This is a genomic window from Streptomyces sp. NPDC001093 (assembly GCF_040298985.1).
In the GTDB taxonomy this organism is placed as follows: domain Bacteria; phylum Actinomycetota; class Actinomycetes; order Streptomycetales; family Streptomycetaceae; genus Streptomyces.
This window is the reverse complement of record NZ_JBEPBF010000044.1, coordinates 13860-37463: the sequence shown is the minus strand read 5'-3', so window position 1 is coordinate 37463 and position 23604 is coordinate 13860. Positions and strand designations below refer to the sequence as shown.

Genomic DNA, 23604 nt, shown 5'->3' with positions numbered 1-23604 from the left:
ATGACGGCACCCACCCTCGCCCCCGTCGAACGCCAGACGCCGTACGTCTACCGCCATCGCGCCCTGGAGGAGCCCGACTGGACCCGCTTTCCCGGATGGCGGGGCGTCACCGCACAGCAGTGGCGCTCCGCCCAGTGGCAGCGCGGCCACTGCGTCAAGAACGTCCGGGGACTGCGCGGGGTCCTCGGTGACCTGCTGCACGACAGCGTCTACGACGACCTCCAGGCCGACCAGGACAAGCAGGCGACGATGTCCCTGCTGGTCCCACCGCAGATGCTCAACACGCTGATGCCGGGCGCGAGTCCGGCCGGCCCGGGATCGCTGACCGAGGCGTTCCGGGCCGATCCGGTCCGCCGCTACATGCTGCCCCTCGCCTCCGACCGGCGGCCGGACTGGCGGTCCCACCCGATGGCCACCCGCGACTCGCTGCACGAGTCCGAGATGTGGGCGGTGGAGGGCCTCACCCACCGCTACCCCAACAAGGTGCTGGTGGAGCTGGTGTCCACCTGCCCCCAGTACTGCGGGCACTGCACCCGCATGGACCTGGTCGGCAACTCCACGCCCACGGTGGCCAAGACCAGGTTCCAGATGCGTCCCCCGGACCGCACCGAGGCCATGCTCGGATACCTGCGCCGCTCCCCGGGCGTCCGGGACGTGGTGGTCTCCGGCGGCGACGTCGCCAACGTGCCCTGGCCGCGCCTGGAGGCCTTCGTGGGCCGGCTCCTGGACATCGACCACATCCGTGACATCCGCCTGGCCTCCAAGGCACTGGTCGGGCTGCCGCAGCACTGGCTCGCGCCGGAGGTGCTCGACGGCCTCGCCCGGCTCGCCGACCGCGCGGCCCGCCGCGGCGTCGCCATCGCCCTGCACACCCACGCCAACGCCGCCCAGTCCGTGACGCCGATCGTGGCGGAGGCGAGCCGGGCCGTCCTGGCCACCGGCATCCGGGACGTACGCAATCAGGGCGTGCTGCTGGCCGGGGTCAACGACTCCGCGGAGGCGCTGCTCGACCTGTGCTTCGCGCTGCTCGACGGGGCCGGTGCGATGCCGTACTACTTCTACCTCTGCGACATGATCCCCGAGAGCGAGCACTGGCGGATTCCGCTGGGCCGCGCCCAGGAACTGCAGAACGCGCTCATGGGCCACCTCCCGGGCTTCGCGACACCCCGTCTGGTGTGCGACGTGCCCTACCTCGGCAAGCGCTGGGTCCACCAGGCCGCCGAGTACGACCGGGTCACCGGGGTGTCCCGCTGGGAGGCCAGTGCCACCGGTGCCCGTTTCGGGGCGCACGGCACCGCACGCACCTTCCACTACTACGACCCGCTGCACACGCTGCCGCCCGAGGGCCGCCGGTGGTGGGAACGGCACGCCGCCTGAAGCCGCCCCGGCCCCGACTCCACAAGGACGCATCCATGGCATCCAGCAGACTCACGTACGCGGACCTGGCCCTGCCCGGGGAGGAACTGCACCGGGCATACGAACAGGCGCTGGCCGCGCGGCACGGCAGCGCGGAGCACCCGCCCGGTGCCACCCGAGCCCCGCACCGCACCGAACGCTCCCCGCTCGACCAGCGGATCGTCGTCGGGCACTTCACCGAGGCCCGCACGGACGAGGTGCACCACGCGGTGGCGGTGGCCCGTGCCGCCGTACCCGACTGGGCCGGGCGGCCCTGGCAGGAGCGCCTGGACATACTGGAGTCGGCGGCCGAACGGCTCTCCGAGCAGGTCTACGACCTGGCCGCACTGCTCACCCTGGAGATCGGCAAGACCCGCCTGGAGGCCATCGGCGAGGCCGAGGAGGCGGCGGAGTTCTTCCGCTACTACAGCGGCCGGTGGCGGGCCGACGGCGGCTTCGAGCGGCCCATGGCCGGCGCGTCCCCCCGCGAACAGAACCGCAGTGTGCTGCGGCCGCACGGGGTGTGGGCCGTGATCGCGCCGTTCAACTTCCCGCTGGCGCTGGTCGCGGGCCCCGCCGCCGCGGCCCTCGCCGCGGGCAACACCGTGGTCGTCAAGGCGTCCGAACACGGCTACCTGGCGGCGCTGCGGCTGCGACAGACCGTGCTGGCGGCCGGGGTGCCGGCCAACGCCCTGCAGGTCCTGCTCGGGGACGGACCGACGGTCGGCGCGGAACTCGTCGGTGCGGGCGTCGACGGCATCACCTTCACCGGCTCCCACGACGTCGGCACGGAGATCCTGCAGCGCACCGCGGCCGGGCCGTGGCCCCGCCCGGTCATCTGCGAGATGGGCGGCAAGAACACCGCGATCGTGACGCGGCACGCGGACATCGCGGACGCCGCCGAGGGCATCGTGCGGTCGGCCTTCGGGTTCGGTGGGCAGAAGTGCTCGTCGTGTTCCCGGGTGCTGGTCCAGCACGGCGTCCACGACGACCTCCTCGCCGCGGTCGTCGAGCGGGCCGCCCGGCTGCGCGTGGGTGACCCGCGCGAGCGCGCGACGGACTACGGGCCGGTCATCGACGAACGCGCGGGCAAGCGCTTCACCCGGGCGGTCGAGAGCGCCGCGGCCGCGGGGACCGTGCTCACCGGCGGGTCGCGGCTGACGGGCGGGATCCGCGCGCACGGGGTCTATCTGGAGCCGACCGTGGTCGCGGTGCCGCGCGACGAACCCCTGTGGCAGGAGGAGCTGTTCCTGCCGCTGGTCGCCGTCTCCCGTTTCGACACCTTCCACGAGGCCCTGGCCGAGACCAACGCCACCCGGTTCGGCCTGTCGGCCGGGCTGTTCTCCCGCGACGAACACGAGATCACGGCCTTCCTCGACGGCGTGCAGTGCGGCGTGGTCTACGTCAACCGGCCCGGCGGCGCCACCACCGGAGCCTGGCCCGGGATGCAGCCGTTCGGCGGCTGGAAGGGCTCCGGGAGCACGGGCCGCGGCGGCGGCGGCGAGCACTACACCCACCTCTACGTGCGGGAACAGAGCCGCACCCTCCACAGTCTGCGAGGTCTGCCCTCATGAACGACCAGGTCCGTCGACTCGGTGACCACTCCGGGCCGGTGCTGCGCACCCCGCTGCCCGGACCGCGGGCCCGCCGGGCCGTGTCCGAGGACGAGCGGGTCACCAGCCCGTCGCTGCCCCGCGCCTACCCCTGTGTGCCGGTGCGCGGCGAGGGCTGCCTCATCGAGGACGCCGACGGCAACGTCCTGCTCGACTTCAACGCCGGCATCGCCACCAACTCCACCGGACACGCCCATCCCCGCGTGGTCGCTGCCGTCCAGGAGCAGGCTGCCCGGCTGCTGCACTACTGCAGCTCCGACTTCTACGTCCCCGTCTACGCCGAGTTGTGCGCGCGGCTCGCGCGGCTCAGCCCGTTCGGCGAGGACGCCAGGGTGTTCCTGGGCAACTCCGGCACGGAGGCGGTGGAGGCGGCCCTGAAGCTCGCGCGACGCCACACCGGACGCCCGAACGTCGTCTCCTTCCTCGGCTCGTTCCACGGCCGCACCTACGGGAGCGTGTCGGTGACGGGTTCGAAGCACGCCTACCGCGACGGGTTCGGCCCGCTGCTGCCCGGCGTGTTCCACGCCCCGTACAACGACACCTTCACCCTCGGCGACGGCACCCCCAGCACGGTGCCCGGCTATCTGGAGGACGTGCTCTTCGCACGGCTGACCGCGCCCGACCAGGTGGCCGCGATCCTCGTGGAACCCGTGCTCGGCGAGGGCGGATACGTACCGGCCGACCCGGACTGGCTGCGTGGGCTGCGGGAGCTGTGCGACCGGCACGGCATCCTGCTGATCGCCGACGAGGTGCAGACCGGCTGCGGGCGCACGGGCGCCTTCTGGGCCTGTGACCGGTACGGCGTGACGCCCGACATCCTGCTGGCCGGCAAGGGCCTCGCCAGCGGTCTGCCGCTGAGCGCGATGATCGCGCGCGGCTCCGTGATGGACTGGCCGGCCGGTGCGCACGGCTCCACGTTCGGGGGCAACCCCGTCAGCTGTGCGGCGGCCCTCGCGACGACGGACCTCGTCACCGGGTCGCTGGCCGAGAACGCCCTGAAACAGGGCGCCTTCCTGCTCGACCGGCTCGGGCGCCTCGCGGACGAGCCGGACGTGGAGAGCGTGACGGGGCTCGGGCTGATGATCGGCATCACCTTCACCTCGGCGCGGTTCGCCTCCCGGGTCGAGGCCGCCTGCTTCCGCCGCGGGCTGCTGGTCCTGCAGGCCGGTGACCGCACCGTCCGTGTCTCACCGCCCCTGGTGCTGCGCGAGGACCAGGCCGCCACCGGTGCCGATCTGCTGATCGAGGCCGTCGCGGAGTGCGCCGCGACCACCCGCTAGCGCTGGTGCTCGGAGCGTCGCGCCAACGGCTGTCGCGAGTACGACGACCGAAACACGGCTCTCGCAGCCGAGAACCACAGCCACCTCGCGCCGGCCGTCAGATCTTCCAGGAACGCAGCGCCTCGGCGACGGCATAGACACTCAGGCGAGTGTCCCGGACCTTCCGGACGAGGTCGGACAGAGCGCCGTACGGCGGATCGATGCCCTCTCCGGACTGGTCCATGTACTGAGCGGCCACGAAGGCGGCGAAAAGGCTGTTGCGGTGCGGAAGCGGTTCAAGCCGCACGACCGTGTGCAACAGCGCGGCCGCGCGCCAGGCAGCATCCGGATCGGCCGTCTCGAGCGTCGGCATCCTGGTCTTGTGCCGCGCTACGGCCGCCACCAGCGCCGAGTAGTCGGTCACCGTCACGTCCTCGTGCCCGAGGGCCGCCTCCTGGACGTCGAGCAGCCAGGAAACGTCGATGTGCAGCACCATCAGGCGGCCGCGGCCCCGTCGCCGCGCCGGGACGGCGGGACCTCGTCGGGGAACGCGTCGTCGAACTCGCCGCGCAGCCTGTCGGCCCAGGCGGCGGCACCGGCGACGAACCGCTTGCGGTGCATCTCGCGCACACCGAGATCATGCAGGTACTGCTTCAGACTCTTGCCCTCCGCCGCGGCGGAGGCGCGGACGCCTTCCATTTCCTCGTCGGAGAAGGACACGTTCAGTGATGGCATGCTCCGAGGGTACCTAGTTGGTACCTGGCCCGCCAGGTGCGAACTCGGCGCAGGGGAGGCCGTTCATAGCGTTCGCCTTCAAGCTATTGCAACGATGACTGCGCTGTCGTTGCGTTAAGTGGGAGGGTGTTGCAATGAAATTTGCCCTCTGAGCTGCATGGATGCCGTTCTCGTGCAAAACGGATGTTGCCTCAACCTGGAAAGCAACGTAGCGTTTCTGTTGTTGGAAACGAGCAACGAACACGGGAGAGCATGATGCAGAAGTTCGAGACCCCCGCCGCCATCTCCGCCGTCCTGGACATCCCCGCGGGACGGGTCCAGTTCATCGCCGCGGACCGGGCCGACACCACCGTCGAGGTCCTGCCGGCGAACCCCTCGAAGAGCCGGGACGTGAAGGCGGCGGAACAGGTCGAGGCCGACTACGCCGACGGAGTCCTGCGGATCCGCACCGCCGAACCGAAGAACCAGCTCTTCGGCCCGTCCGGATCGGTCGAGGTGACGGTCAAGCTGCCCACCGGCTCCCGCGTCGAGGCCAAGGCCGCGAGCGCCGAACTGCGGACCGTCGGCCGCCTTGGCGACGTGGTTTTCGAAGGCGCGTACCGCCAGATCAAGCTCGACGAGGCCGCGAGCCTGCGCCTGACCGCGATCGACGGCGACGTCGAGGTCGGCCGGCTGGGTGGTCCGGCGGAGATCAGCACCGCGCGGGGCGACATCCGGATCGCCGAGGCCCTGGGCGGCAAGGTGGGGCTGCGCACCGAGTCCGGTGACATCACGGTCGGTGCCGCCGCGGGTGTCTCGGCCGTCCTGGACGCGGGCACCGCCTACGGCCGTATCAGCAATGCCCTGAAGAACGACGGCACCGCCGAGCTCGACATCCGCGCCACCACCTCCCACGGCGACATCACCGCCCGCAGCCTCTGAAGGCCTCCGGAAGAGCAGGACCGCACTGCCCGGATCGAGGTCCTGCCGGGTCGTCGCCGACGACCCGGCCGTCCTCCCCAGCGCCTGCGCTCCGCGTGCCAGGCCTGAAGAGACGTCGCACAAGCCGCTCTCACCCGACCAGGGGGAACCCATGACGAAGAACAGCACGTCCTCGACCACTTCGAAGACCACTGCGCGGTGGACCGGCATGGTGCCGGTCGACGACACGGCCCTGGCCGTCACCGACACCGGCGGCCCCGGTGTCCCCGTGGTCTACCTCAACGGCCAGTTCGCCACGCAGGGGTACTGGCGGCGGGTCGTCGCCGAACTGGGGCCGCAGTGGCGGCACATCACCTACGACGAGCGGGCTCGCGGCAGGAAGTCGAAGCCCTCGGCGGACTATTCCTTCGAGGCCGCCGTCCGGGACGTCGACGCCGTCCTCGCGGCCAGGGGCGTGGACCGGGCGCTGCTGGTGGGCTGGTCCTACGGAGCGGTCGTCGCGGCACACTGGGCAGGCCGGAACCCGGAGCGTGCCCTGGGCGCGGTGCTGGTCGACGGCGCGTTCCCGTACGACTGGCTGGACGAGGCCATGGAGCAGCGGATCCGGAAGCTGTTCAGGCGGATGAGCTGGTTCAGCCCGCTGCTGCGCCCGACGGGCCTGACCCCGCGGATGACGGCCGAACAGCAGGCGGACAGCAACATCGAGCTCGGCAGGCTCTCCCGCGCGTGTGCGCTGGGCCCCGTGCTGGACGGCATCGCCGTCCCGGCGCGGTACGTGGTCGCTTCGGGAACGTCGTTGGGCAGCCGGGGTGATGAGCAGGAACGGATCCGCGCCGGCCTCGACGCGGTGGTCACCCGCAACCCGAACATCAAGGTGAGCGCGAAGGTCCCCAGCAACCACGGTGCGCTGCTGCGCAAGGACTTCCCCGCCATCGCCGGGGCCGTACGCGAGGTGGCTGCCCTCGCCCGCGAGGGTCGCTGAAGGCACGACCAGCGCAGAGGGCAGGAGGTGAACCTGCGTGGATCCGGGAAGGATCCGGCTCCGGGCTACTGCCCTGGTCCCTGACCAGCCGCTTCGGGCACCTCCCCTCGCGTGCGGCCTCGCGGATGCGCCGCTGACCGAGCGACCACTACGGGTCTCCCCGGTGTCAGATCATGAGCAGCAGCCGCGTGTTCGCGACGAGCTTCCGGTTCACGCTGGTGCTCTGCACGAAGATCGTGAAGTCGTCGTTGTGGTCCGGCTTGACGCGAACCTCCACGTCCGGCAGGCCGAGCAGGGCTCGGGCCTCGGGCCCCGAGTACACCCGGTCCGTCTTCTTCTCCAGCACCGCGATCTGCTTCCGTGCCTGGATCTTCTCCGACTTGCTCAGCTGGTAGAACGCGCCACCGGTACGGTAGGTGTGCCCGGATTCGACGACCCAGTCCCGGATCCCTGCGTCACGCGTCACGGGTATCAGCTCGTACTGCGACGGATCCGCCGGGGTGAGGCCGGCCGCCTTGATGGTGTCCTTGTTGACCGTCTCGGCGCCCGTGGAGAACACCGCCCGCGATCCCCGGATGCCCTGGCTGCGGCCCACCATGAATTTCTCGGTGGCCTGCTGGATGACCTGCCCGGCCTCCTCCAGACCCTGGGTGCTCGTGGCGTCCCAGACGGCGATGTTGTCCTTCGGGAAACCGCACTGCGTGGCCTCGCGCTTGCCCATCTGGTCGGGCACGAGGACGGCCAGCGTCCAGTTGTCCTCCTGGGTCGCGATCAACTCGCCCACGGCCTCGACCAGTTCACGCGGATCCCTGGCAGGGGCATCCGGGCAGCGATGACTCGCGTTCTCCTGGCCGTCGGTGAGGATGAACGTCAGGAAGCTGTGGTCGCCGTAGAGTTGGGCCGTCTGCGCCAGTTCCCGCTGTGACTTCAGTGCGGCCGCCAGCAGAGCCGTCATTCCACCGACCCGGTACAGCTGCTTCAGCGACGGCATCCGCAGCACGTCCTTGTCGTAGATGACGCACTCCACCTTGTCCGCGAAGACGTACACCGTGACGCGGGTTTCCTGGTCCAGCTCCCTCGATCGGCGGGCAAGGTACGCGATCTGCTGGTCGGCGACCTCGACGACCTTGCGGCTCAGATGCGACATGGACGAACTGGCATCAAGCACCAGAGCAACGTGATTGATGTAGTTCTGGTTTCCGGACATGACCAGCTCCCCCTCTTTCCGACTCGATGCTCCTACCGTCTCACGCACCACTGACAATCGATCTTGACTCCCGGCCCGGCCACCGGGCCCGCGCTGACCGGGACCGCCCCTGCTCAGGCGGTGCGGGGGCCGGGGCCGGCGTCCGGTGCCGGGCCGTCCTCCGGAACCGCACCGGTTGCCGGAACCGCACCGGCTCCCGGAACCGCACCGGCTCTCGGAACCGCACCGGTTGGCGTGGCCGGCAGGTAGCTCGCCAGGCCGCGCAGGATGATCTCCAGGCCGATGTCGAACCTCTCGTCGGAGGAGTCCGTCACCATCAGCCCGGACAGGGCTCGCAGGTGGGGGAAGTCCTGGGCGGGCAGGGAGGCGAAGTACTTCTGCATCTCGTCGGCCATCTCGCCCCAGTCGGGGCGGGCCGGCGAGACGGTGCCACCGCCGTGCCGAGCGGCCCGGTCCCGCCACATGCCCTCCTCCAGGACGAAACCGTCGATATAGGTGGAGATGAGGTCACCGGCCTCCGCCGCGATGCGGTCGGGCAGCCCGGCGGTGCGGAAGAGGGCGAGCAACGCCTCGACGTGCGGCAGCAGTTCGGCGGTGAAGGGGACGTGCCCCATGGAGATCCTGGCCATGTCCCGGTGGGACAGCAGACGCCGGCGCCAGGCGCGGGCGAAGTCCCGCAGCTGCTCCTGCCAGCGCTCCGGATCGGGTGCGGGGAGCGCGTAGCCGTCGAAGAGCCGCGTGTACATGAGCTCCAGCAGGTCATCCTTGGAGCTGACGTGGGCGTAGAGGGCGGAGACCGCGACGCCCAGTTCGGCCGCCACCTGACGCATCGAAAGTCCGTCGAGCCCGTGCCGGTCCAGCACGGTGAGGGCGGCCTCGACGACGCGGTCGCGTGACAGCGGCGCGCGTGCGGGCGCGCCGGAGCGTGCGGGGCGCTCGCGCTCCCACGGGGACGGCGGAGGGGGTGCGGGGGTGCCGGCGGCCGCGTCGCTCATGGGGACCAGTCTAGGGACCTGGAGAACAGTGTTCTGCCCAGGCTGGAGGCGTCCACCGTCGCAGAACGCGATATATCTTGTCCCGGCCGGGCGTTTGCGCTATATCTTAATGAACGCCGTTCTCTCGATGAACGTTGTTCTGCTACGGTGAACACCGTTCTCCCGAGTGTCCGGTCGCCCGTCCCCCTGGGCCGTACCAGTGAGCCGGGCAGTTTCTCCACCCGCCCCACCGCACCCGCGTCTCCTCAGTGCGACGCGGCCTTCCGCGAGGAGTTTCCGATGTCCACCACCGGTGTCGCGTCCGCCGAGACGCCCACCGACTCGCCGGCGCCCTACCGGTGGCGCTGGGCTGCACTGTTCGTGATCCTCGCGGCCGAGGTGATGGATCTCCTCGACGCCGTCGTCACGAACATCGCGGGCCCCTCCATGCGGGCCGACCTCGGCGGCGGCGCCTCCACCCTCCAGTGGCTCGCCGCCGCGTACACCCTCTCGATGGCCGTCGGACTCGTCACCGGCGGCCGGCTCGGGGACATCCACGGGCGCCGCCGGATGTTCCTGGTGGGAGCCGCCGGCTTCACCCTGGGCTCGCTGCTGTGCGCGGTCGCCGTGTCGCCCGAGATGCTGATCGCCGCACGCGTCGTCCAGGGACTGTTCGGCGCGGTGATGCTGCCGCAGGGCCTCGGCATGATCAAGGAGATGTTCCCGCCGAAGGAATCGCAGAAGGCGTTCGGCATGTTCGGCCCGGTCATGGGGCTGTCCGCGGTGTGCGGGCCGATCCTGGCGGGCTGGCTCGTGGACGCCGACTACTTCGGCACCGGCTGGCGGATGATCTTCCTGATCAACCTGCCGCTGGGCGCCGCCGCCTTCCTCGGGGCCCTGCGCTACCTGCCCAGGGGCCGGTCCGGAGACAGGCCGCGCCTCGACATCCCCGGCATGCTCCTGGTCTCGCTCGCCGCGCTGCTCATCATCTTCCCGCTGGTCCAGGGCCGTGAGTACGACTGGCCCGGGTGGACGTTCGCGATGATGGCCGCGTCGGTGGCCGTCTTCGTCGCCTTCGCCACCTACGAGTCGCGCCGCAGCAAGGCCGGCCGTGACCCGCTGGTCGTCCCCAGCCTCTTCCGCAAGCGCGGGTTCAGCGGAGGCATGACCCTCGGACTGGTCTTCTTCTCGACCATGCAGGGCTTCATGCTGGTCTTCAACCTCTACACCCAGATCGGCCTCGGCTACTCGCCGCTGAAAGCGGGCCTGGTGATGGTGCCCTGGTCGGGCGGCATGATCGTCGGTTTCGGCGTCGCTCAGGCTGTCGCCCGGTTCGGCCGGGCCGTGCTCCAGGCCGGCACGCTGGTCATGGCGCTCGGCGTGTTCGGCGTGTGGCTGACCCTCGACACGGTGGGCAGCGGCGTCGGCCCCTGGCAGCTCGTACCGGCCCTGCTCGTCACCGGCATCGGGATGGGCCTGCTGATGGCACCCTTCTTCGACATCGTGCTCGCCAGCGTCGAGCAGCACGAGACGGGCTCGGCGTCCGGCACGATGACCGCGATGCAGCAACTCGGCGGCGCCTTCGGCGTGGCGCTCCTCGGCACCGTGTTCTTCGGCCTGCTGGGCGGCGGCATCGCCACCGCCGTCGACCACCACGCGACCGGCCTGCGCGGTCAGCTGAGCGCCGCGCACGTGGCACCGGCCGCCCAGGACCGCGTCGTGGCGGACCTGCGGCGGTGCGCCTCGGACCGTGCCGTCGCCAAGGATCCGGCCGCCACCCCGGCGTCCTGCGCCCGCCTGGAGAAGGACACCCGGTCCGCCGTGACGTCGCCGCAAGCCGGCGCCCGGATACCCGGCGCGCTGGAGACCACCGCGAAGTCGGCCTTCCGCAGCGGTTTCGGCTCCGTGATGAAGACGGTGCTGTGGATCGTCGACGGCATGCTCGTCCTGACGTTCCTGCTCTCCTTCCTCCTGCCGCGCCACGCACGCCCCGAAGGCTCCGCCGGTCACTGAAACCCGGCGGCCCCGGCGAGACGAACGGCCGGGCACCACCCCGCGGTGGCTGCCCGGCCGGCGCCCCACGGCTGGCGGTGGCGTACCGCTACGGCATACTGACGCCCCACTAGTGCAACAAAATGTTGAAGGAGGGGCAGTTGGCAGCCAGTTTCAGGACAGTCACCCAGGTGGGAGAGGCTCACCGTGCCCAAGCGGAAGCCCTGGGGCGTGCCTTCCAGGAGGCGATCGCGCCCGCCACCGTCAACTACGACTTCGGCCACATCCGCGATGCCGCCGCCGCACTCCCCGACAGCGACATCGTCAAGATGGTCCGCGGTTGGGGGCTCCAGGAGGAGGCGCCGATCCTGGTGATGGCCCTCTCCCTCAAGGAGGCGGTCCGTCAGGCGCTCCCGCCCGAGGCGGCTCAGGCGTCGTTCTGGGACACCGTCGAGCGCGACCTCACGGACGCCTTCACCCGTCTCGCGGCACAGGAGGGCGAACCGGGACTGGCCTACTACGACGAGGGCCCGGACCACACCAGCTACTACCGCGACCTGTTCTTCGCCCTCCAGGACGAGGAAGCCGGCCCGTATCTGTACGCCGTGGCCTTCTGCGCCGACGTCACCATCGGCCTCGACAAGTCCCGCGTGAGCACCCTGGGCCTCACTGACACCGCACCGTTCGCGGTCCGGCTCAACGCGATCGTCGTACGCCAGAAGCTCGCGAACGCGGCCTGAACCTCCGATCACGGCCCGCCGTCCCGGGCCACGAAATCGCGCATCGCTCAGTCAGCGGAACGAATGGAACAGAGGCCGACAACTACCCCGTACCGATGGACAGTTGGCACTGAGCAGCAGCGGCTCGATACGCTCCCACCGGTCATCCGACACCCGGGATCGACCTGGGCCTGTCCGCCTTCGCTGTCCTCTCCGACGGCCGCGAGACCGCCGCTCCGCCCTTCCTGCGGCACAGGCCGCCGTTCCCCTCAACCACTGCGGCGGCCGTGCGGTCGGCGGGGAAGGGGAGGCCGGCCATGAAGGAGGCCATGTCGATGGGACCTCAGCCCGCTCGGCCCAACCTGTTGCGCCGGCCGGCAGTCAGTCCTCCGGCTCTTCGTCCTCCGGCTCTTCGTCCTCCGCGGGCGCGTCGCCGATGGCGACGCGCAGGTCATGCATGCCTTGGATGATGTCGATGAGGGCTTCCTCCGCCCCGCTGAGAGCTCGGCGGGTCGCCTCCACGTCACCTCGGTCGGCGTGGAGTTGGGCGCTGAGGGTGTACAACGCCGTCATCGCGGCGGCGAAGGACGCCTCCTGGCCCGGAGGTGTTTCGTCCGCCTCGGATTCCGAGACCTGCATGGCGGTGCGCTGCAGTCTGTTCGTCAGGACGTTGACCGCGAGGCCGGGGTCGGGACCAAGCTGATCCGTCCAGCCGAGCATCGTGTCGAGGACGTCCTCGATCTCTCCCTCCTCGGTCAGACGCGTGGCGGTGGTGATCTCCAACTCTGTCTTGGCCAGCAGACCCCCCAGCAGCCGCAGACGGTCCGCTTCCCGCAGTTCCTCGGGCCGTGCCTCCGGATGCGCCACCGGCTCAGCCCCGAGAGCGACCAGTGCTGCATAGATCTGTTCAGCACTCGCCGGATGCTCGCTTCTGATACTCACGCCCTCAGCTTCGCGCCACGAAGGCGCCATCGCCCGCCCATACACGCCGGAGGCCTGCGACTCTGCTCAATTCCTGAGCCGCTCACGGTGAGCGTATTGCTGGTACGGCCCCCCACTGGGAGCTGCAGCAGCTGGTGTGACGGGCCGACCATCGGACTTGGCCCCCGATAGGGTGGAGTCGCCTTTCGGTGCCGGGCGAGGCTGCCGGCGGAAGCCGGTACGAAGACCACGAACTGTCGGTGATCTTCGCGACCTCGCGCTCGCCATGGCGGGCGGGGCTCCGGGCGCGGCGGCCCGGACAGCCGGCACTGGTGCGGAGCCGGCCGTCCTCGATCAGCTCCTCCAGCGCGGCGTCACCCAGCCCGGTGCGAGCCTCGGGAGACATCCTCCGTGATGAGCCGCACGCTCCCGTCGCGGCGCCTGCGCCGCGGCGCCCAGCCCGCGCCGGGAGGGCCAAAGCCCCGTCCATCGGACTCCGGAACCGACTCGCCCTTGCGGGACTTCAGCCCGGGCCCGACAGTGGCCTCGCGGTCGCAGACGGTGCAGTCGGGCGGCTCCGGGCTGGGTTCCGGTTGCGGTGCCGTCTGTGGTTCTGGCCGCGGACTCTCTTCGACGATCTTGCAGCGGGGCACCCTGCGGGCACACACCGAACAGACCTCTGCCATCACCCACACGCGTCCGAGAACGTCTGGGACCAGCACCAGGACCGGCAGCCCGGGACACCGGGTGACCGGCTCCGAACGCCAGGCACACGACTCGCTGCGGCACCGACACCCCGCGCCGGCCGTGACCTCGACACGGGCGACATGCTCACGGACATGTCGCAGTGCCTGAGTACGGGCCTGGACCGGGTCCCTGGACCGGGTCACGAAAACGCGAAGGATCCGGCGAACAGGTGGGATCCGCGCACGAACAGGTGGGATCCGCACAGTTGATGACACACACCCCGGCAGACGGGCGACCGTGGGGGACCAGCCGCACCGTCCACCGGCGCCCGGAGCGAGACCTGTTCAGGCCCCCATCCAGGGCGCTGCTCCGAGCGTGTGACCAAGCGACACGGGCACACCAGGCAAACCGGCCCGCTTGACGAAGCTGCGCATCGCCGTCTCCTCCGCGACGTACACGTCGCCGGCCTGTGGCCTCGGGGATCAGCCCGGCGGGGCGGCGGGGCAGGGCGTCGGCAGCGGCTGCGCATCGTGCCAGGACGGGCCGGCGGTGGTGGGGCAGGGGCCCCGGCGTGAGGCGGGCGCCGGGGCTCTCCTGAATCTGTTGGTGTCCAGCCTGCTCAGGCGGCTGGGGTGAGTTCGGCGCGCCCGAACAGCAACGCGTAGCCGGAGGGGAGCTGACGCAGGATGCGGGTGAGGAGTTCGGGGCCGGCCGCGGCGGCGACGGCGGCGAGGACGGAGCCGGTGTCCCAGCGGGTGGTGGCCATAGTGGCGCCGCTGCGGGCGGCGAGGTCCTTGACGAGGGCCCAGCCGGTCAGGGGCTGGGTGTCGGGGATCTGTTCGGTGAGGATGCGTGCGGCCTCCCAGGGCAGGCGGGCGGCCAGGTCGACGCGTTCGTCGCCCGTCAGCTGGCGTCCGAGTCCCGCAACGACGAGTCGGACGGCTTCTTCGGCGCGTTCCCGGGTGGGGTAGGCGCCTTCGTAGCGGACCTTCTCCAGCATCTGCTCGTACGTCATCACCGGCACGTGCTGAAGCGGTGCACGCAGCTGGTCGGACATCACTTGGGTGGTTGCCTTTCTGTCGCCGAGGTCGTGGTGCCGGTGCCCGGCAGGGTGCGGGGCACCGGGTGCGGGGATGGTCAGGTGGGCTGGGGGTGGCCGAAGAGGAGGTCGTAGCCTGCGGGGAGCTGGAGCAGGGTCCGGCCCAGAAGGTCGTCGCCGGCAGCGTCGGCGACGGTGCTGAGGACGGCGCTGACGTCCCAGGCCGCGGTCTGCTCGGTGGCCCCGTCGATCCAGGCCGCCGTCGCCCGCACGAACCTCTCCGGTGACAGCGGCTCGGCGCTGGTCAGCGGGTTGAGCAGGATCAGGGCGAAGTCCTCCGGCAGGCGCGCCGCCAGCTGGGCGCGTACCTCGCCGACCAGATGCGCGCCCAGGAGGGCGAGAACCACGCGGGCCGCGCGTTCTGCTTCCTGCTCACTTTTGTACTCGCCGCGTTCCTTCACATGGTCGAGGAACGCTTCGCGTCGCAGGGTCACGTCGGCCGCCACCCTTCTTCGGTTTCTTGCTCCGGTTCTTGCTCCGGTGGGCGGAGGGCGGGTGAGGGGGAGATCGGATGCCCGTCCTCCGCCGCTGGGCGGCTCCTGCCGCCGCCGGTCAGCCGGAGATCTCCTTCTGGGAGGTTCCCCCGCCGATGGCGATCTTGCGGGGCTTGGCGCGCTCGGCGATCGGGATGCGCAGGGTGAGCACCCCGGCGTCGTAGTCGGCCTTGATGTGCTCGGTGTCCAGCGTGTCGGCCAGCACGATCTGGCGGGAGAAGACACCCAGTGGCCGCTCGGACAGTTCCATCTGCACGTCGTCGGCCTTCGCCACGGGCCGGCGTTCGGCCTTGACGGTCAGCATGTTGCGCTCGACGTCGATGTCGATCGCCTCCGGGCTCACCCCCGGCAGGTCGAAGGCCACCACGTACTCGTCGCCCTCGCGGTAGGCGTCCATGGCCATCGCGGACGGCCGGGACCAGGTGCCGGTGCCCATCAGCTGCTGAGCCAGCCGGTCGAGCTCACGGAAGGGGTCGGTGCGCATCAACATCGTGAAACACCTCCAGAGGGGTCGGGCAGGGTCTGCCAATGCGCCTCGTATACGTTGTAACATGTCATCCAATGGATGACAAACACGATGTCACCGAAAGGACGACGCTTCGGAAGGAGGCGCGGATGACAGCAGCCGACCAGCCGGTCCCGTCCGGTTCCGGCGCCCACAGCCCGGCCTCGTTTCTCGCTGCCGCGGCGGCCCTGGAAACCATCAACGAAGCCCTGCGCGCCGCCCACGAGGTATCCGGCGCCCCCGACGACACGGGCGCCGGTCCCGAGCAGGCCCTGGCCTCCCTCCTGCTGCTGCGCGAGGTGCGCGAGCAGCTCGCCGGCTGGGAAACCGGCCTGATCGAAACAGCCCGCCGCGCAGGCGCCAGCTGGGCAGACCTCGCCCACCCGCTCGGCGTCGCCAGCCGTCAGGCCGCCGAACGCCGCTACCTGCGGGGTCGACCCGGCCCCGCCGGAACCACCGGCGAACAACGCGTCCAGGCCACCCGCGAACGCCGCGCCGCAGACCGCGCCCAGGTCGCCTGGGCCCGGCGTAACGCCGCCGACCTGCGCCGCATCGCCGCCCAGATCACCACCCTCACCGACCTACCCGCTGCCGCCCGCGGCCCCGTCGGCCAGCTCGACGCGGCTCTCGCCCAGGACGATCCTGCCGCCCTCGTGCGCCCCCTGAACGCAGCCCGTCCCCACCTGGCAACCGTCCACCCCGACCTCGCCGCCCGACTCGACACCCTCACCGCCCAAGCCGCGATCGCCGCCTCCGACTGACCGATGCGCACGGTGTGGCGGTATCGCAGTCACTGAGGTGTCTTGGCTGGTAGGCGCGACGGAAGCCATCAGCGCCAAGCGGCCGATCTCGGATGCCAGGGGATGCCCGGCAATGGCGTGCAGGCGCCGCCCTCGCCCGCGACCTGCACGCCTGCCTGCGCCGGCGCAACCAGCATCGCCGCCACCCAGCATGCCCCCACCCGGCGCGTCTTCGCGGTCAACGCCCTAGCCGCCCTGGTTCCGCGACCGCTTGGGCACAAGCGCGGCGAGCACGGCGCTGGTGTCCCGCAGCGACTCGGGCACGGACTCCACTGCCCCGGTCCCGCGAGCTCGGTCCAGTATGTGCCGTTTGGGCCACGAACCTCCGAGGTCCCTGTTCAGCTGGCTTGCGGTCACCATGTCGGAAAGAAACATCATGTGCTCGTCCAACCGATGTTCTCCGGCTTTGGCCAGGCGCACCGCCTCGATCAGCCCATGCCGCACGTTCGGGTCCGGGTAGTACCGCTCCCGCCGTAACAGCCCCCTGCCCGGCACGCGCCGGATCAGACCGCGCCCGACCAGCGCGCCGCGATGCTGCAGGAACGCGATGCGCCGCCGCCGCACCCACTTGTAGGGCACCACCACCTCGCCCGCGTGCGCCAGTTCGGCCAGCAGTTCATCGGCCCAGGCCAGGCCGGTGGAGTCGGCGTTGACCAGCTCGATCTCGGCCCGGTACGGGCGATACGCGTCAAGGCCGAACACGGTGGACTTGCGCGTCCGGACCGCCAGCTTGCCGCGCAGCGCGAGCTCGCCTAGTTCAGCCACCGCGCAGCCGACCTCGGCCTGTCCGGAGTCGATCACTTTTCCGGTCTCGGCGAGGGAGAGCAGTGCGAATTCCTCGGGCAGCGTCAGCGGACCGGCCATGGGCCCATCCTGCACTGTGACGACGGCCGTAAAGGGCGGCTCGGATCCACTTGTTGAGGCTCTGTGACACACCGCTACAAGCTGTGATTTCGGCGGCGAACGACGGGCCTGGGCGCCCCAGTCGCGATCGGTCCTGCCGAAGTGCCGCAGCACATCCAGCAGTTGGCGCGCCTACCGAATGCGGAATCGAGAAGTTCGTCCATGTGGGGCGCAGTCACCGACGTCGCCAAGGCCACCATCGACCACACGGTCCCCCTCGCCGAGGCCTGGCGCTTCGGTGCCGGCACCTGGAGTCCGGATCAGCGCAAGGCCTTCGGCAACGACCTGAACGACCCTCCAACTGCTCATCGCGTCGGAGTCCGCGAACTCCTCGAGTCGGACCGTGGGCCAGCCCCGGTGCACGCACGTACGCCAAGGACCACACCCACAAGTCGGTCTGGAAGCCGACCACCACCGACAAGGAGAAGACGGCGCTGTCCTCGAGCTCGACACCTGCACCAGCTGACCCCGGCCCTCGGCGTCAGCCCGCGCTCACCGGGCGGTCGCCCGGGTGAGTGTCGGCTGCAGGGGCGGAGAGGGCAGGATCCGAACCCGTGTGGACTCCTGCTGGGGTGTGCGGTGGGCGGCGGCCCCAGGCGGAGACGGTCATCTGGGGGATGTCGATGAACGCCGGGTCCTGCAGAAGTTCGGTGAACTCGCCGAGGTCCGCCTCGGTGACGAGGCCGCCGGCCAGGAGGGCGGGGGCGGCCCGCTCGATGAGCGGGCGCCAGCGGTCCTTGTCGAGTCCCCCCATACGGCCGAGGTTTCCGGTGTAGTTCACCTCGGTCAGTGCGTTGCGGGCGAGGAGTGCGGGCAGGCCGCGGGCCCAGGTCATGTCGGCGCCGTGCTGCCGGCAGGTCTGCTGGTAGGCGGTGAGGAGGCGCTGGGCCAGTGGGAAGGGGGAGTCGGTGGGTGGCAGGTCGTAGGGTTCTTCGACGACGAGCCAGCCGCCGGGGGAGAGCCAGCCGGCGGCCCGGGCGATCATCCGGTCCCTGTCGGGAAGGTGGCAGAACAGGTAGCGGGCGTGGATGAGGTCGAACGTGCCGGGCGCGTAGTCGTGCCGTGTGATGTCGGCTTCCTGGATCTCCAGGTTGGCGGCCCGGCCGGCCTCGAGGTGGCGGGTGTCGAGGTCGACCGCGACAACGCGGCCCTCCGGGCAGCGGGCGGCGAGCCAGTAGGCGATGGAGCCGGCGCCCGCGCCCAGTTCCAGGCAGTTCCAGGATGCCTGGACGGGGAGGCCGTCGATGATGTGTGTGGTGAACGTGTCCACGCTGCGCTGTATGGACTCCAGGCGGTCGCGTTCGCGCGGGTCGTCGTTGCCGAGCATGCCGGTGCTGTAGGGGGTGGTGGCCTGGCGTTGTGTCACGGGTTTCGCCTGTTCGTGGGAGGGGTGGCCGGGGCGGCGGTCGGCACGTGCCGGCCCGTGCGGTCCGGCGTGACGGGGCTGGATGCGCCGGGAGCCGGCCCGGCGGGACCGGATGCGGTGGGATCGGAAACGCCGGGGCCGGTCGCGGTGGGCGGCAGCGGGAAGGAACGTACGGCGGGCAGTGCGCGGCAGCGCAGGACGGCGAGCAGGAAGTCGGTTTCGCTGCGCAGGTTGTCGTCCCGCGGACTCGCGGTGGCCAGTGGGTTCGGGCGGGGAGTGCCCGCGCCGGCCCTGGCCCGGAGGGCGGCCCGCAGCCAGCACGCGGTGAACGCCGGCTCGACCTGTTCCTCGGGCAGGTTCTGGGCCTTGATATGGCGGCGGGCGCGTTCCACCGTCTCCGGCGTCACATAGTCCTGCAGGAGGAGCAGGGCGTCGCGGATCTCGATCACCTGGCGGTAGAGCCGGAGACGGATCGTCTGCGGGCTGCCGAACAGTGAACGGATCCGGGTACGCGGTCGGTCCAGAACGACGTGCGGGACGGCTTCGACCAGGTCGCGCCACAAGGGGTGCAAACGCCACAGGGCCTTTGCGTCACAGGCCGTGCGATGCGAGGTGAGCGCCAGCGGCAGACCGACCCCGGCGGTCATCAGCCAGGCCGTGAGGCCGATGTTGTCGGGGAACAGCGCGCCCAGCCAGGTGGGGCGGGCGAGGAGGAAGGCCAGGACGACGCACCAGAACACGCACGACGAGGCGAAGCCGGCGGCGAGCAGGAGCAGTCCGGTGCGCAACGGCCGGTCGTCGCGGGCGCTGCGGCCGTAGCGTACGCACAGCACGGCGCAGGGGATCGTGCCGACGAGGTGGGCGGTGATGAGCAGCCACCAGAAGGGGCTGTACCAGGGGACGGCCTCGGCGGTGACACAACCGGCATGCGGGGCGGCCGTGTAGTTGAGCGCGACCAGGGCCGCGTTCGTCGCGATCATCGGGCCGTAGACCAGCCAGGGGCGGCGCCGCGACATGGCCGCGAGGACGAAGTCGAGGATGAGGGCCGAACTGAGCACGCCCCACGCGTTCATGAACAGGCCGCAGCTCTGGGCGAAGGCGAAGGTGTGGTTCAGTGCGGCGGAGACGGGGTCGAGATAGACGGTGATCGACCCCGCGAGGCCGGTCACGGCGATCAGCAGCATCTTCTGCTGGTGGGAGTGGCGGGCCGAGGGCAGCCGCAGCAGGATCACCAGCCACAGCGCCATCGCCCCCAACAGCTCTGCGGTGCAGCCGAGTTGGTGCACGCATCGTATGTCCATGGCCACTACCTGCGGATCCCGAGGGCGGCCTCGAGTGCGCCGCGCACACCCGCCGACGGCGAGGGGGCCCGTATGCAAGAGGTGGAACGGATCAGGCTGGCGACCAGCTCGGCTTCCTGTTCCTGTTCAGTGGTGTAGTTGGTGCGGGCCAGGAGCCGGCCGATCATGACCGGGCTGATGCTCGGCAGCAGCGTACTGAGTGCGCCCAGGGTCTCCTGGTCACTGATGCGGTGATCGCACAGGATGTGCCCGATCTCGTGCAGGACGATGTGTTCCTGATGGAACTTGGTGGTCTTCTCCTCGACGAAAATGATGTCGCTGGTGTCGGTGGCGATCCACAGCCCGCAGGCGTTGACGGCCGAGCTGATGGGCATGGTGAGGATCCGGATCGGCCGGGCCCGCCGCGCCGACAGTTCCTCGACGAGAGCGTCGATGGAGAAGGGGCTGGGCAGGTCGAGCGCGCCGACGAGCGCCTGGCACCGTTTGCGAACCTTCCGTGTGGTCATGGTGTCGCCTTGCTTTTCGGTCGGACACCGAGGCAGCTGAGGTCCTGTAGGTGGCGGGTCGCCACACCTCCGGGGCCCTGTGCCGTGGTTCCCGGCCGTGGCCGCCGGACGTGAGCCGGCCGTCACGCGCCCGGACGGAGCCCGGCACGGGGTGCGTTGTCGGTGTCTTGTGCTGGTGGGGGGTTGGAGACCGAAGGCCTGGGCCTAGTCGCTGGTCGGCGGCACGCCGCGCAGCGAGTCGCGAGCCTGAGCCGCGGCCTCGATGATGCCGGCGAGGAGCTGCGAGACCTGGTCGGTGGTCGTGGCGACCGGCGCCGCATGCGACGATCTCAGGGCAAGGCCGTGTGCCCTGCTTTCCCGCAACTGCCCGAGCAGTTCCAGCTCTTTGTTGACCTGCTGGAAGACCTGTTCGTCGAGGAAGTACGCGCAGCGCTGGATGCCGAGGCTGTGCGCGACCTTCACCAGGGTCTCGATGGTGAGGTTGGCGCCCTCGGCGGACTCCACCGACGCCAGGGTGCGTTTGGACACCCCGGCGAGTTCGGCGAGTCTGGCCAGGCTGAACGGTCCTTCGGGGTGATGCCGGCGGATGTGGCGAAGCCGCGCGGCGATGTCGGTCTTCGCCGCGTGGACGTGGTCGTCCAGAGTCCACGGCGCGGACGTTCCGGTTGCCTGCTGCTGCTCCATCGCCACCTCCTTGGTGCACCATGCTGCTCTAAAGGCGCAACATGTTGCAACCAGGCCTGGAGGGGGCCTATGGTCCTCGTGTGTGGAGCGGGGGCTCACGAGAGGGTGATGAACACATGCTGACGAGGCACCAGAACAGTGTGTGTAGCAGGCCCCTGACCAGCCTTCACGTTCTCTCACCTCGGTGTGACGCGGGCCGGAGGACTCCGGCCGCCGGCCGCCGCCACCTTCCGCTGTGTCACTCGCGCGAGGCGAGCGGCGCCTCGTCCGGCACGGAGTCCGGCACGGAGTCCGGCACGGAGTCCGGCACCGAGCCCGTCACCGATGGAGCCGCGGAAACCGCGGAAACCGCGGAAGACACGGAGGCCGCGGAAGACACGGAAGACGCGGAACGCTCCGCGGGGTACGGGTGCCACCGCGAACCCCGCGTTCCGGCGCTCCTCACCACGCGGCGCCCGGACGCGCCCAACTCCCCGGAGGCCACGATGCGTTGACCCTGGGAGGGCCCGCGAGAGGGCCGAAGCACAGGACGCCCGGACGCTTGATGATGCCAGTCATCCACGGCCGGGGTCCCTTCACCGCGAGGCCTGCCAGGGCCCCGCGGCAGCGCTGTCCCCTCCGGGTGCCACCGGAGCCGGCCAGCGGTGTAGTCGGGTTCCTGCCAGAACCCCGAAGCCTGAAGGCTTCGCCTGTCCCAGTGCAGCCACACGAAGGACGTTGGTCATCATGCAGCACCACGCTGCCTCGTGTCACCCCGAACGCGATTCGAATCCACCGGGTGAACTCCGCGTGCCGCCCCCGCATGCCCGACGGTTACGGGCCCGGCGCGGCAAGGGCTCGGTGACATCCGGTCACGCCCCCGTCGTGCGCGCGTCGTCGCGGTGGCCGTGACGACGGGCCCCGCCACCCGCACCTCACGTGTCCGTCAGCGCGTCAAAGTGCCGTGGCGCCTGGTGGCCTCGGCTCACTACCCCGATGTCTCGCTCAGCGTCTACGTGAAGATCAAGGCGCTGGCGCTGCGGCCGGAGGGCTGCACCGCGGCAGCGGCGACCCTCGCCCGCTATCTCGGTCTGTCCAAGGCCTCGGTGGAACGGGGCATCGCCCATCTGCGCAGGCCCGCGCCCGACGGCGTGGTGGAGCTTCCGGAGAACACCCGGCGCTCCCTTCCGGGCGGCCGCGGTACGACGGCACGACGGCGGGTGCGTCCGCTGCGGGCCGAGGAGCGCTTCGTGTGGCTGCCGGTGGTGGCGTGCGAGAACCTCACCCCCCGTCAACTGCGCGCCTACGCCATCCTCGCCTTCGCCCAGGCACAGCGCATCCCGCTCGGCCTGAGCGACCTCGCCGGGTTCCTGCGCCACCACCGGGGCCGGCGTGCCGGGCAGCCCCTCACGGCCGCGGCCGCCGCGACCGTGGTCGACGCCCTGGAGGCGGCCCAGTGGGTCTGCGTGCAGCGGCGCGCCGGGGCGCAGGGCCGACACCGCTTCCTCGTCGAGCACCTCGCACCCGCCGCCGTGCCCACGGAGCAGCCTGCCGACGCTCACATACGTACCGAGCAAGGCCATGCGGATCAGGACCGTACGGATCGAGGCCCCGCGGCGGCTCTCGCGGCCGACGCGTCGGCGACGACGTCCGCCCGGTCCGGTGAGGGATCGGGTACGGCAGGCGGTGACGGATCGCTCGCGGATGAGGAATCACCTAGGACTGACCGACCGGAGAACACGGGCCGCAGGCCCTCACCCGCCGTAGGCGAGACACCCATAGGCGAGACACCCATAGGCGAGACACCCGTAGGCGAGACACCCGTAGGCGAGACATCCGTAGGCGAGACATCCGTAGGCGAGCCGGCCACCGCTCGACGCGGCCCGGCCACCGCACCGAGGGCAGATGTCACGCGCAGCGACCAAAGGGCGAAGGGCTCGCCGCCGTACGACCGGCCGCCCTGCAGCGCACCGCCGTACAAAGGGCCGCAGCTCACCCTGAGTCCGCAGATCTACGCGGCGCTGGAGCCGGTGCACCGGCTGCTGGCACAGATCGGCAGTGTGTTCGTGGTACGGCGGATCGCCCGTGAGGTGGGCCGTCAGTTGCGCGCCGGCACGGACCCCGACCGCCTGCGTGCCCGCCTGCGGCTGCGCTTCGCCCGCACCTCGCCGACCGAGATCAGGGATCCCGGCCGCTGGCTGCTGGGCGTGGCGCTGCCCCGCTGGGGCTGCGGTCTGGCCGACTGCGAGTCCGGGCTGTTGTGGACGACCGGGCGACGGTGCGAGGTGTGCACGGAGATCGCCGTGGACCGGCGCACCTCCCCGCGGCCGGCGACCGGCGCCCGCACGCGGCACGAGCCGGCCGCGACAGACGCGCCCCGCGGGAACTGCGGGGCGTGCGGCTGCCGGATCCTGCGGCTCGGGCCGGCGCTCGCCGACGGACTGTGCAAGCCCTGCCGCGAGGAACTCACCGGGTTCGCACGGTCCGCCGGTGGCACGCCTCTTCCGGGAACGCAATGATGTGCTTTCCCCGGTGCGGTACCGGCGTGTGCTCACCGGTCCG

Annotated in this window: 22 protein-coding genes; 9 read left to right on the top strand and 13 right to left on the bottom strand. The window is 70.8% G+C overall.

What is annotated here, in order from left to right:
* Genes ABT288_RS22545 through ABT288_RS22535 form a run of 3 tightly spaced genes read left to right on the top strand, consistent with a single transcriptional unit; the run spans position 1 to position 4288 of the window.
* Entirely contained in the window at positions 1-1377 is a 1377-nt protein-coding gene (locus ABT288_RS22545) for a KamA family radical SAM protein (protein ID WP_351610557.1), read from the top strand.
* 35 nt (positions 1378-1412) lie between these two features.
* Positions 1413-2969, top strand: coding sequence for an aldehyde dehydrogenase family protein (locus tag ABT288_RS22540; RefSeq protein WP_351610554.1), 1557 nt, complete (start codon positions 1413-1415; stop codon positions 2967-2969).
* Complete coding sequence (locus ABT288_RS22535; RefSeq protein ID WP_351610551.1) at positions 2966-4288, top strand: aminotransferase class III-fold pyridoxal phosphate-dependent enzyme; 1323 nt, start codon at positions 2966-2968, stop codon at positions 4286-4288. Before ABT288_RS22540 ends, ABT288_RS22535 begins: the two co-directional genes overlap by 4 nt.
* 97 nt (positions 4289-4385) lie before the next feature.
* Here the strand turns inward: ABT288_RS22535 and ABT288_RS22530 are convergent, their stop codons facing one another.
* Positions 4386-4763, bottom strand: coding sequence for a toxin Doc (locus ABT288_RS22530; protein ID WP_351610548.1), 378 nt, complete (start codon positions 4761-4763; stop codon positions 4386-4388).
* Positions 4763-5002 carry a hypothetical protein gene (locus tag ABT288_RS22525; RefSeq protein WP_351610546.1) on the bottom strand — a complete coding sequence of 80 codons (240 nt, stop codon included), beginning with the start codon at positions 5000-5002 and terminating at the stop codon, positions 4763-4765. The genes ABT288_RS22530 and ABT288_RS22525 overlap by 1 nt, the downstream gene beginning before the upstream one ends.
* Positions 5003-5257: 255 nt before the next feature.
* On the opposite strand from ABT288_RS22525, the gene ABT288_RS22520 reads away from it, so the two are divergent.
* On the top strand, positions 5258-5923 hold the full coding sequence (locus ABT288_RS22520; protein ID WP_351610615.1) for a DUF4097 family beta strand repeat-containing protein: 666 nt from the start codon (positions 5258-5260) through the stop codon (positions 5921-5923).
* Positions 5924-6074: 151 nt separating this feature from the next.
* The gene (locus tag ABT288_RS22515) at positions 6075-6905 is read left to right on the top strand and encodes an alpha/beta fold hydrolase (RefSeq protein WP_351610543.1); all 831 of its coding nucleotides are present in this window, start codon (positions 6075-6077) and stop codon (positions 6903-6905) included.
* Between the two features lie 166 nt (positions 6906-7071).
* On the opposite strand, the gene ABT288_RS22510 is transcribed toward ABT288_RS22515, so the two are convergent.
* Positions 7072-8112: a vWA domain-containing protein gene (locus tag ABT288_RS22510; protein ID WP_351610540.1), complete on the bottom strand. Its 1041-nt coding sequence runs from the start codon at positions 8110-8112 to the stop codon at positions 7072-7074.
* A 113-nt stretch (positions 8113-8225) separates the two neighbouring features.
* On the bottom strand, positions 8226-9107 hold the full coding sequence (locus ABT288_RS22505; RefSeq protein WP_351610537.1) for a TetR/AcrR family transcriptional regulator: 882 nt from the start codon (positions 9105-9107) through the stop codon (positions 8226-8228).
* Between the two features lie 279 nt (positions 9108-9386).
* Between ABT288_RS22505 and ABT288_RS22500 the strand changes: the two genes are divergently transcribed.
* Both ABT288_RS22500 and ABT288_RS22495 read left to right on the top strand, forming a co-directional pair.
* Entirely contained in the window at positions 9387-11099 is a 1713-nt protein-coding gene (locus ABT288_RS22500; protein WP_351610534.1) for an MFS transporter, read from the top strand.
* A 122-nt stretch (positions 11100-11221) separates the two neighbouring features.
* A complete protein-coding gene (locus tag ABT288_RS22495; RefSeq protein WP_351610532.1) occupies positions 11222-11818 on the top strand; it encodes a Type-2Aa cytolytic delta-endotoxin in 597 nt (198 codons plus the stop codon).
* A 360-nt stretch (positions 11819-12178) separates the two neighbouring features.
* On the opposite strand, the gene ABT288_RS22490 is transcribed toward ABT288_RS22495, so the two are convergent.
* The 4 genes from ABT288_RS22490 to ABT288_RS22475 all read right to left on the bottom strand — a co-directional run bounded on the left by ABT288_RS22490 (position 12179) and on the right by ABT288_RS22475 (position 15488).
* Positions 12179-12739, bottom strand: a complete 561-nt coding sequence (locus ABT288_RS22490) for a hypothetical protein (protein ID WP_351610529.1) — start codon at positions 12737-12739, stop codon at positions 12179-12181.
* Positions 12740-14024: 1285 nt separating this feature from the next.
* Positions 14025-14462: a DUF2267 domain-containing protein gene (locus ABT288_RS22485; protein ID WP_351610527.1), complete on the bottom strand. Its 438-nt coding sequence runs from the start codon at positions 14460-14462 to the stop codon at positions 14025-14027.
* A gap of 80 nt (positions 14463-14542) precedes the next feature.
* Positions 14543-14938 (bottom strand): DUF2267 domain-containing protein, encoded by a 396-nt coding sequence (locus ABT288_RS22480; RefSeq protein WP_351610524.1) that lies wholly within the window; start codon positions 14936-14938, stop codon positions 14543-14545.
* Positions 14939-15056: 118 nt separating this feature from the next.
* The gene (locus ABT288_RS22475; protein ID WP_351610521.1) at positions 15057-15488 is read right to left on the bottom strand and encodes an Hsp20/alpha crystallin family protein; all 432 of its coding nucleotides are present in this window, start codon (positions 15486-15488) and stop codon (positions 15057-15059) included.
* 125 nt (positions 15489-15613) lie between these two features.
* Here ABT288_RS22475 and ABT288_RS22470 point away from each other — a divergent pair, with 125 nt between their 5' ends.
* On the top strand, positions 15614-16264 hold the full coding sequence (locus ABT288_RS22470; RefSeq protein WP_351610519.1) for a type III effector protein: 651 nt from the start codon (positions 15614-15616) through the stop codon (positions 16262-16264).
* A gap of 225 nt (positions 16265-16489) precedes the next feature.
* On the opposite strand, the gene ABT288_RS22465 is transcribed toward ABT288_RS22470, so the two are convergent.
* From ABT288_RS22465 to ABT288_RS22440, 5 genes are all read right to left on the bottom strand, one after another.
* Entirely contained in the window at positions 16490-17167 is a 678-nt protein-coding gene (locus ABT288_RS22465; protein WP_351610516.1) for a GOLPH3/VPS74 family protein, read from the bottom strand.
* A gap of 520 nt (positions 17168-17687) precedes the next feature.
* Positions 17688-18572 (bottom strand): class I SAM-dependent methyltransferase, encoded by an 885-nt coding sequence (locus ABT288_RS22455; RefSeq protein WP_351610513.1) that lies wholly within the window; start codon positions 18570-18572, stop codon positions 17688-17690.
* Positions 18569-19873 carry an MAB_1171c family putative transporter gene (locus ABT288_RS22450; protein WP_351610511.1) on the bottom strand — a complete coding sequence of 435 codons (1305 nt, stop codon included), beginning with the start codon at positions 19871-19873 and terminating at the stop codon, positions 18569-18571. The genes ABT288_RS22455 and ABT288_RS22450 overlap by 4 nt, the downstream gene beginning before the upstream one ends.
* Positions 19874-19878: 5 nt before the next feature.
* Complete coding sequence (locus tag ABT288_RS22445) at positions 19879-20379, bottom strand: hypothetical protein (RefSeq protein ID WP_351610508.1); 501 nt, start codon at positions 20377-20379, stop codon at positions 19879-19881.
* 204 nt (positions 20380-20583) lie between these two features.
* Positions 20584-21063: a helix-turn-helix domain-containing protein gene (locus ABT288_RS22440; protein ID WP_351610505.1), complete on the bottom strand. Its 480-nt coding sequence runs from the start codon at positions 21061-21063 to the stop codon at positions 20584-20586.
* Between the two features lie 953 nt (positions 21064-22016).
* Here ABT288_RS22440 and ABT288_RS22435 point away from each other — a divergent pair.
* A complete protein-coding gene (locus ABT288_RS22435; RefSeq protein ID WP_351610502.1) occupies positions 22017-23561 on the top strand; it encodes a hypothetical protein in 1545 nt (514 codons plus the stop codon).
* Positions 23562-23604 lie beyond the last annotated feature (43 nt).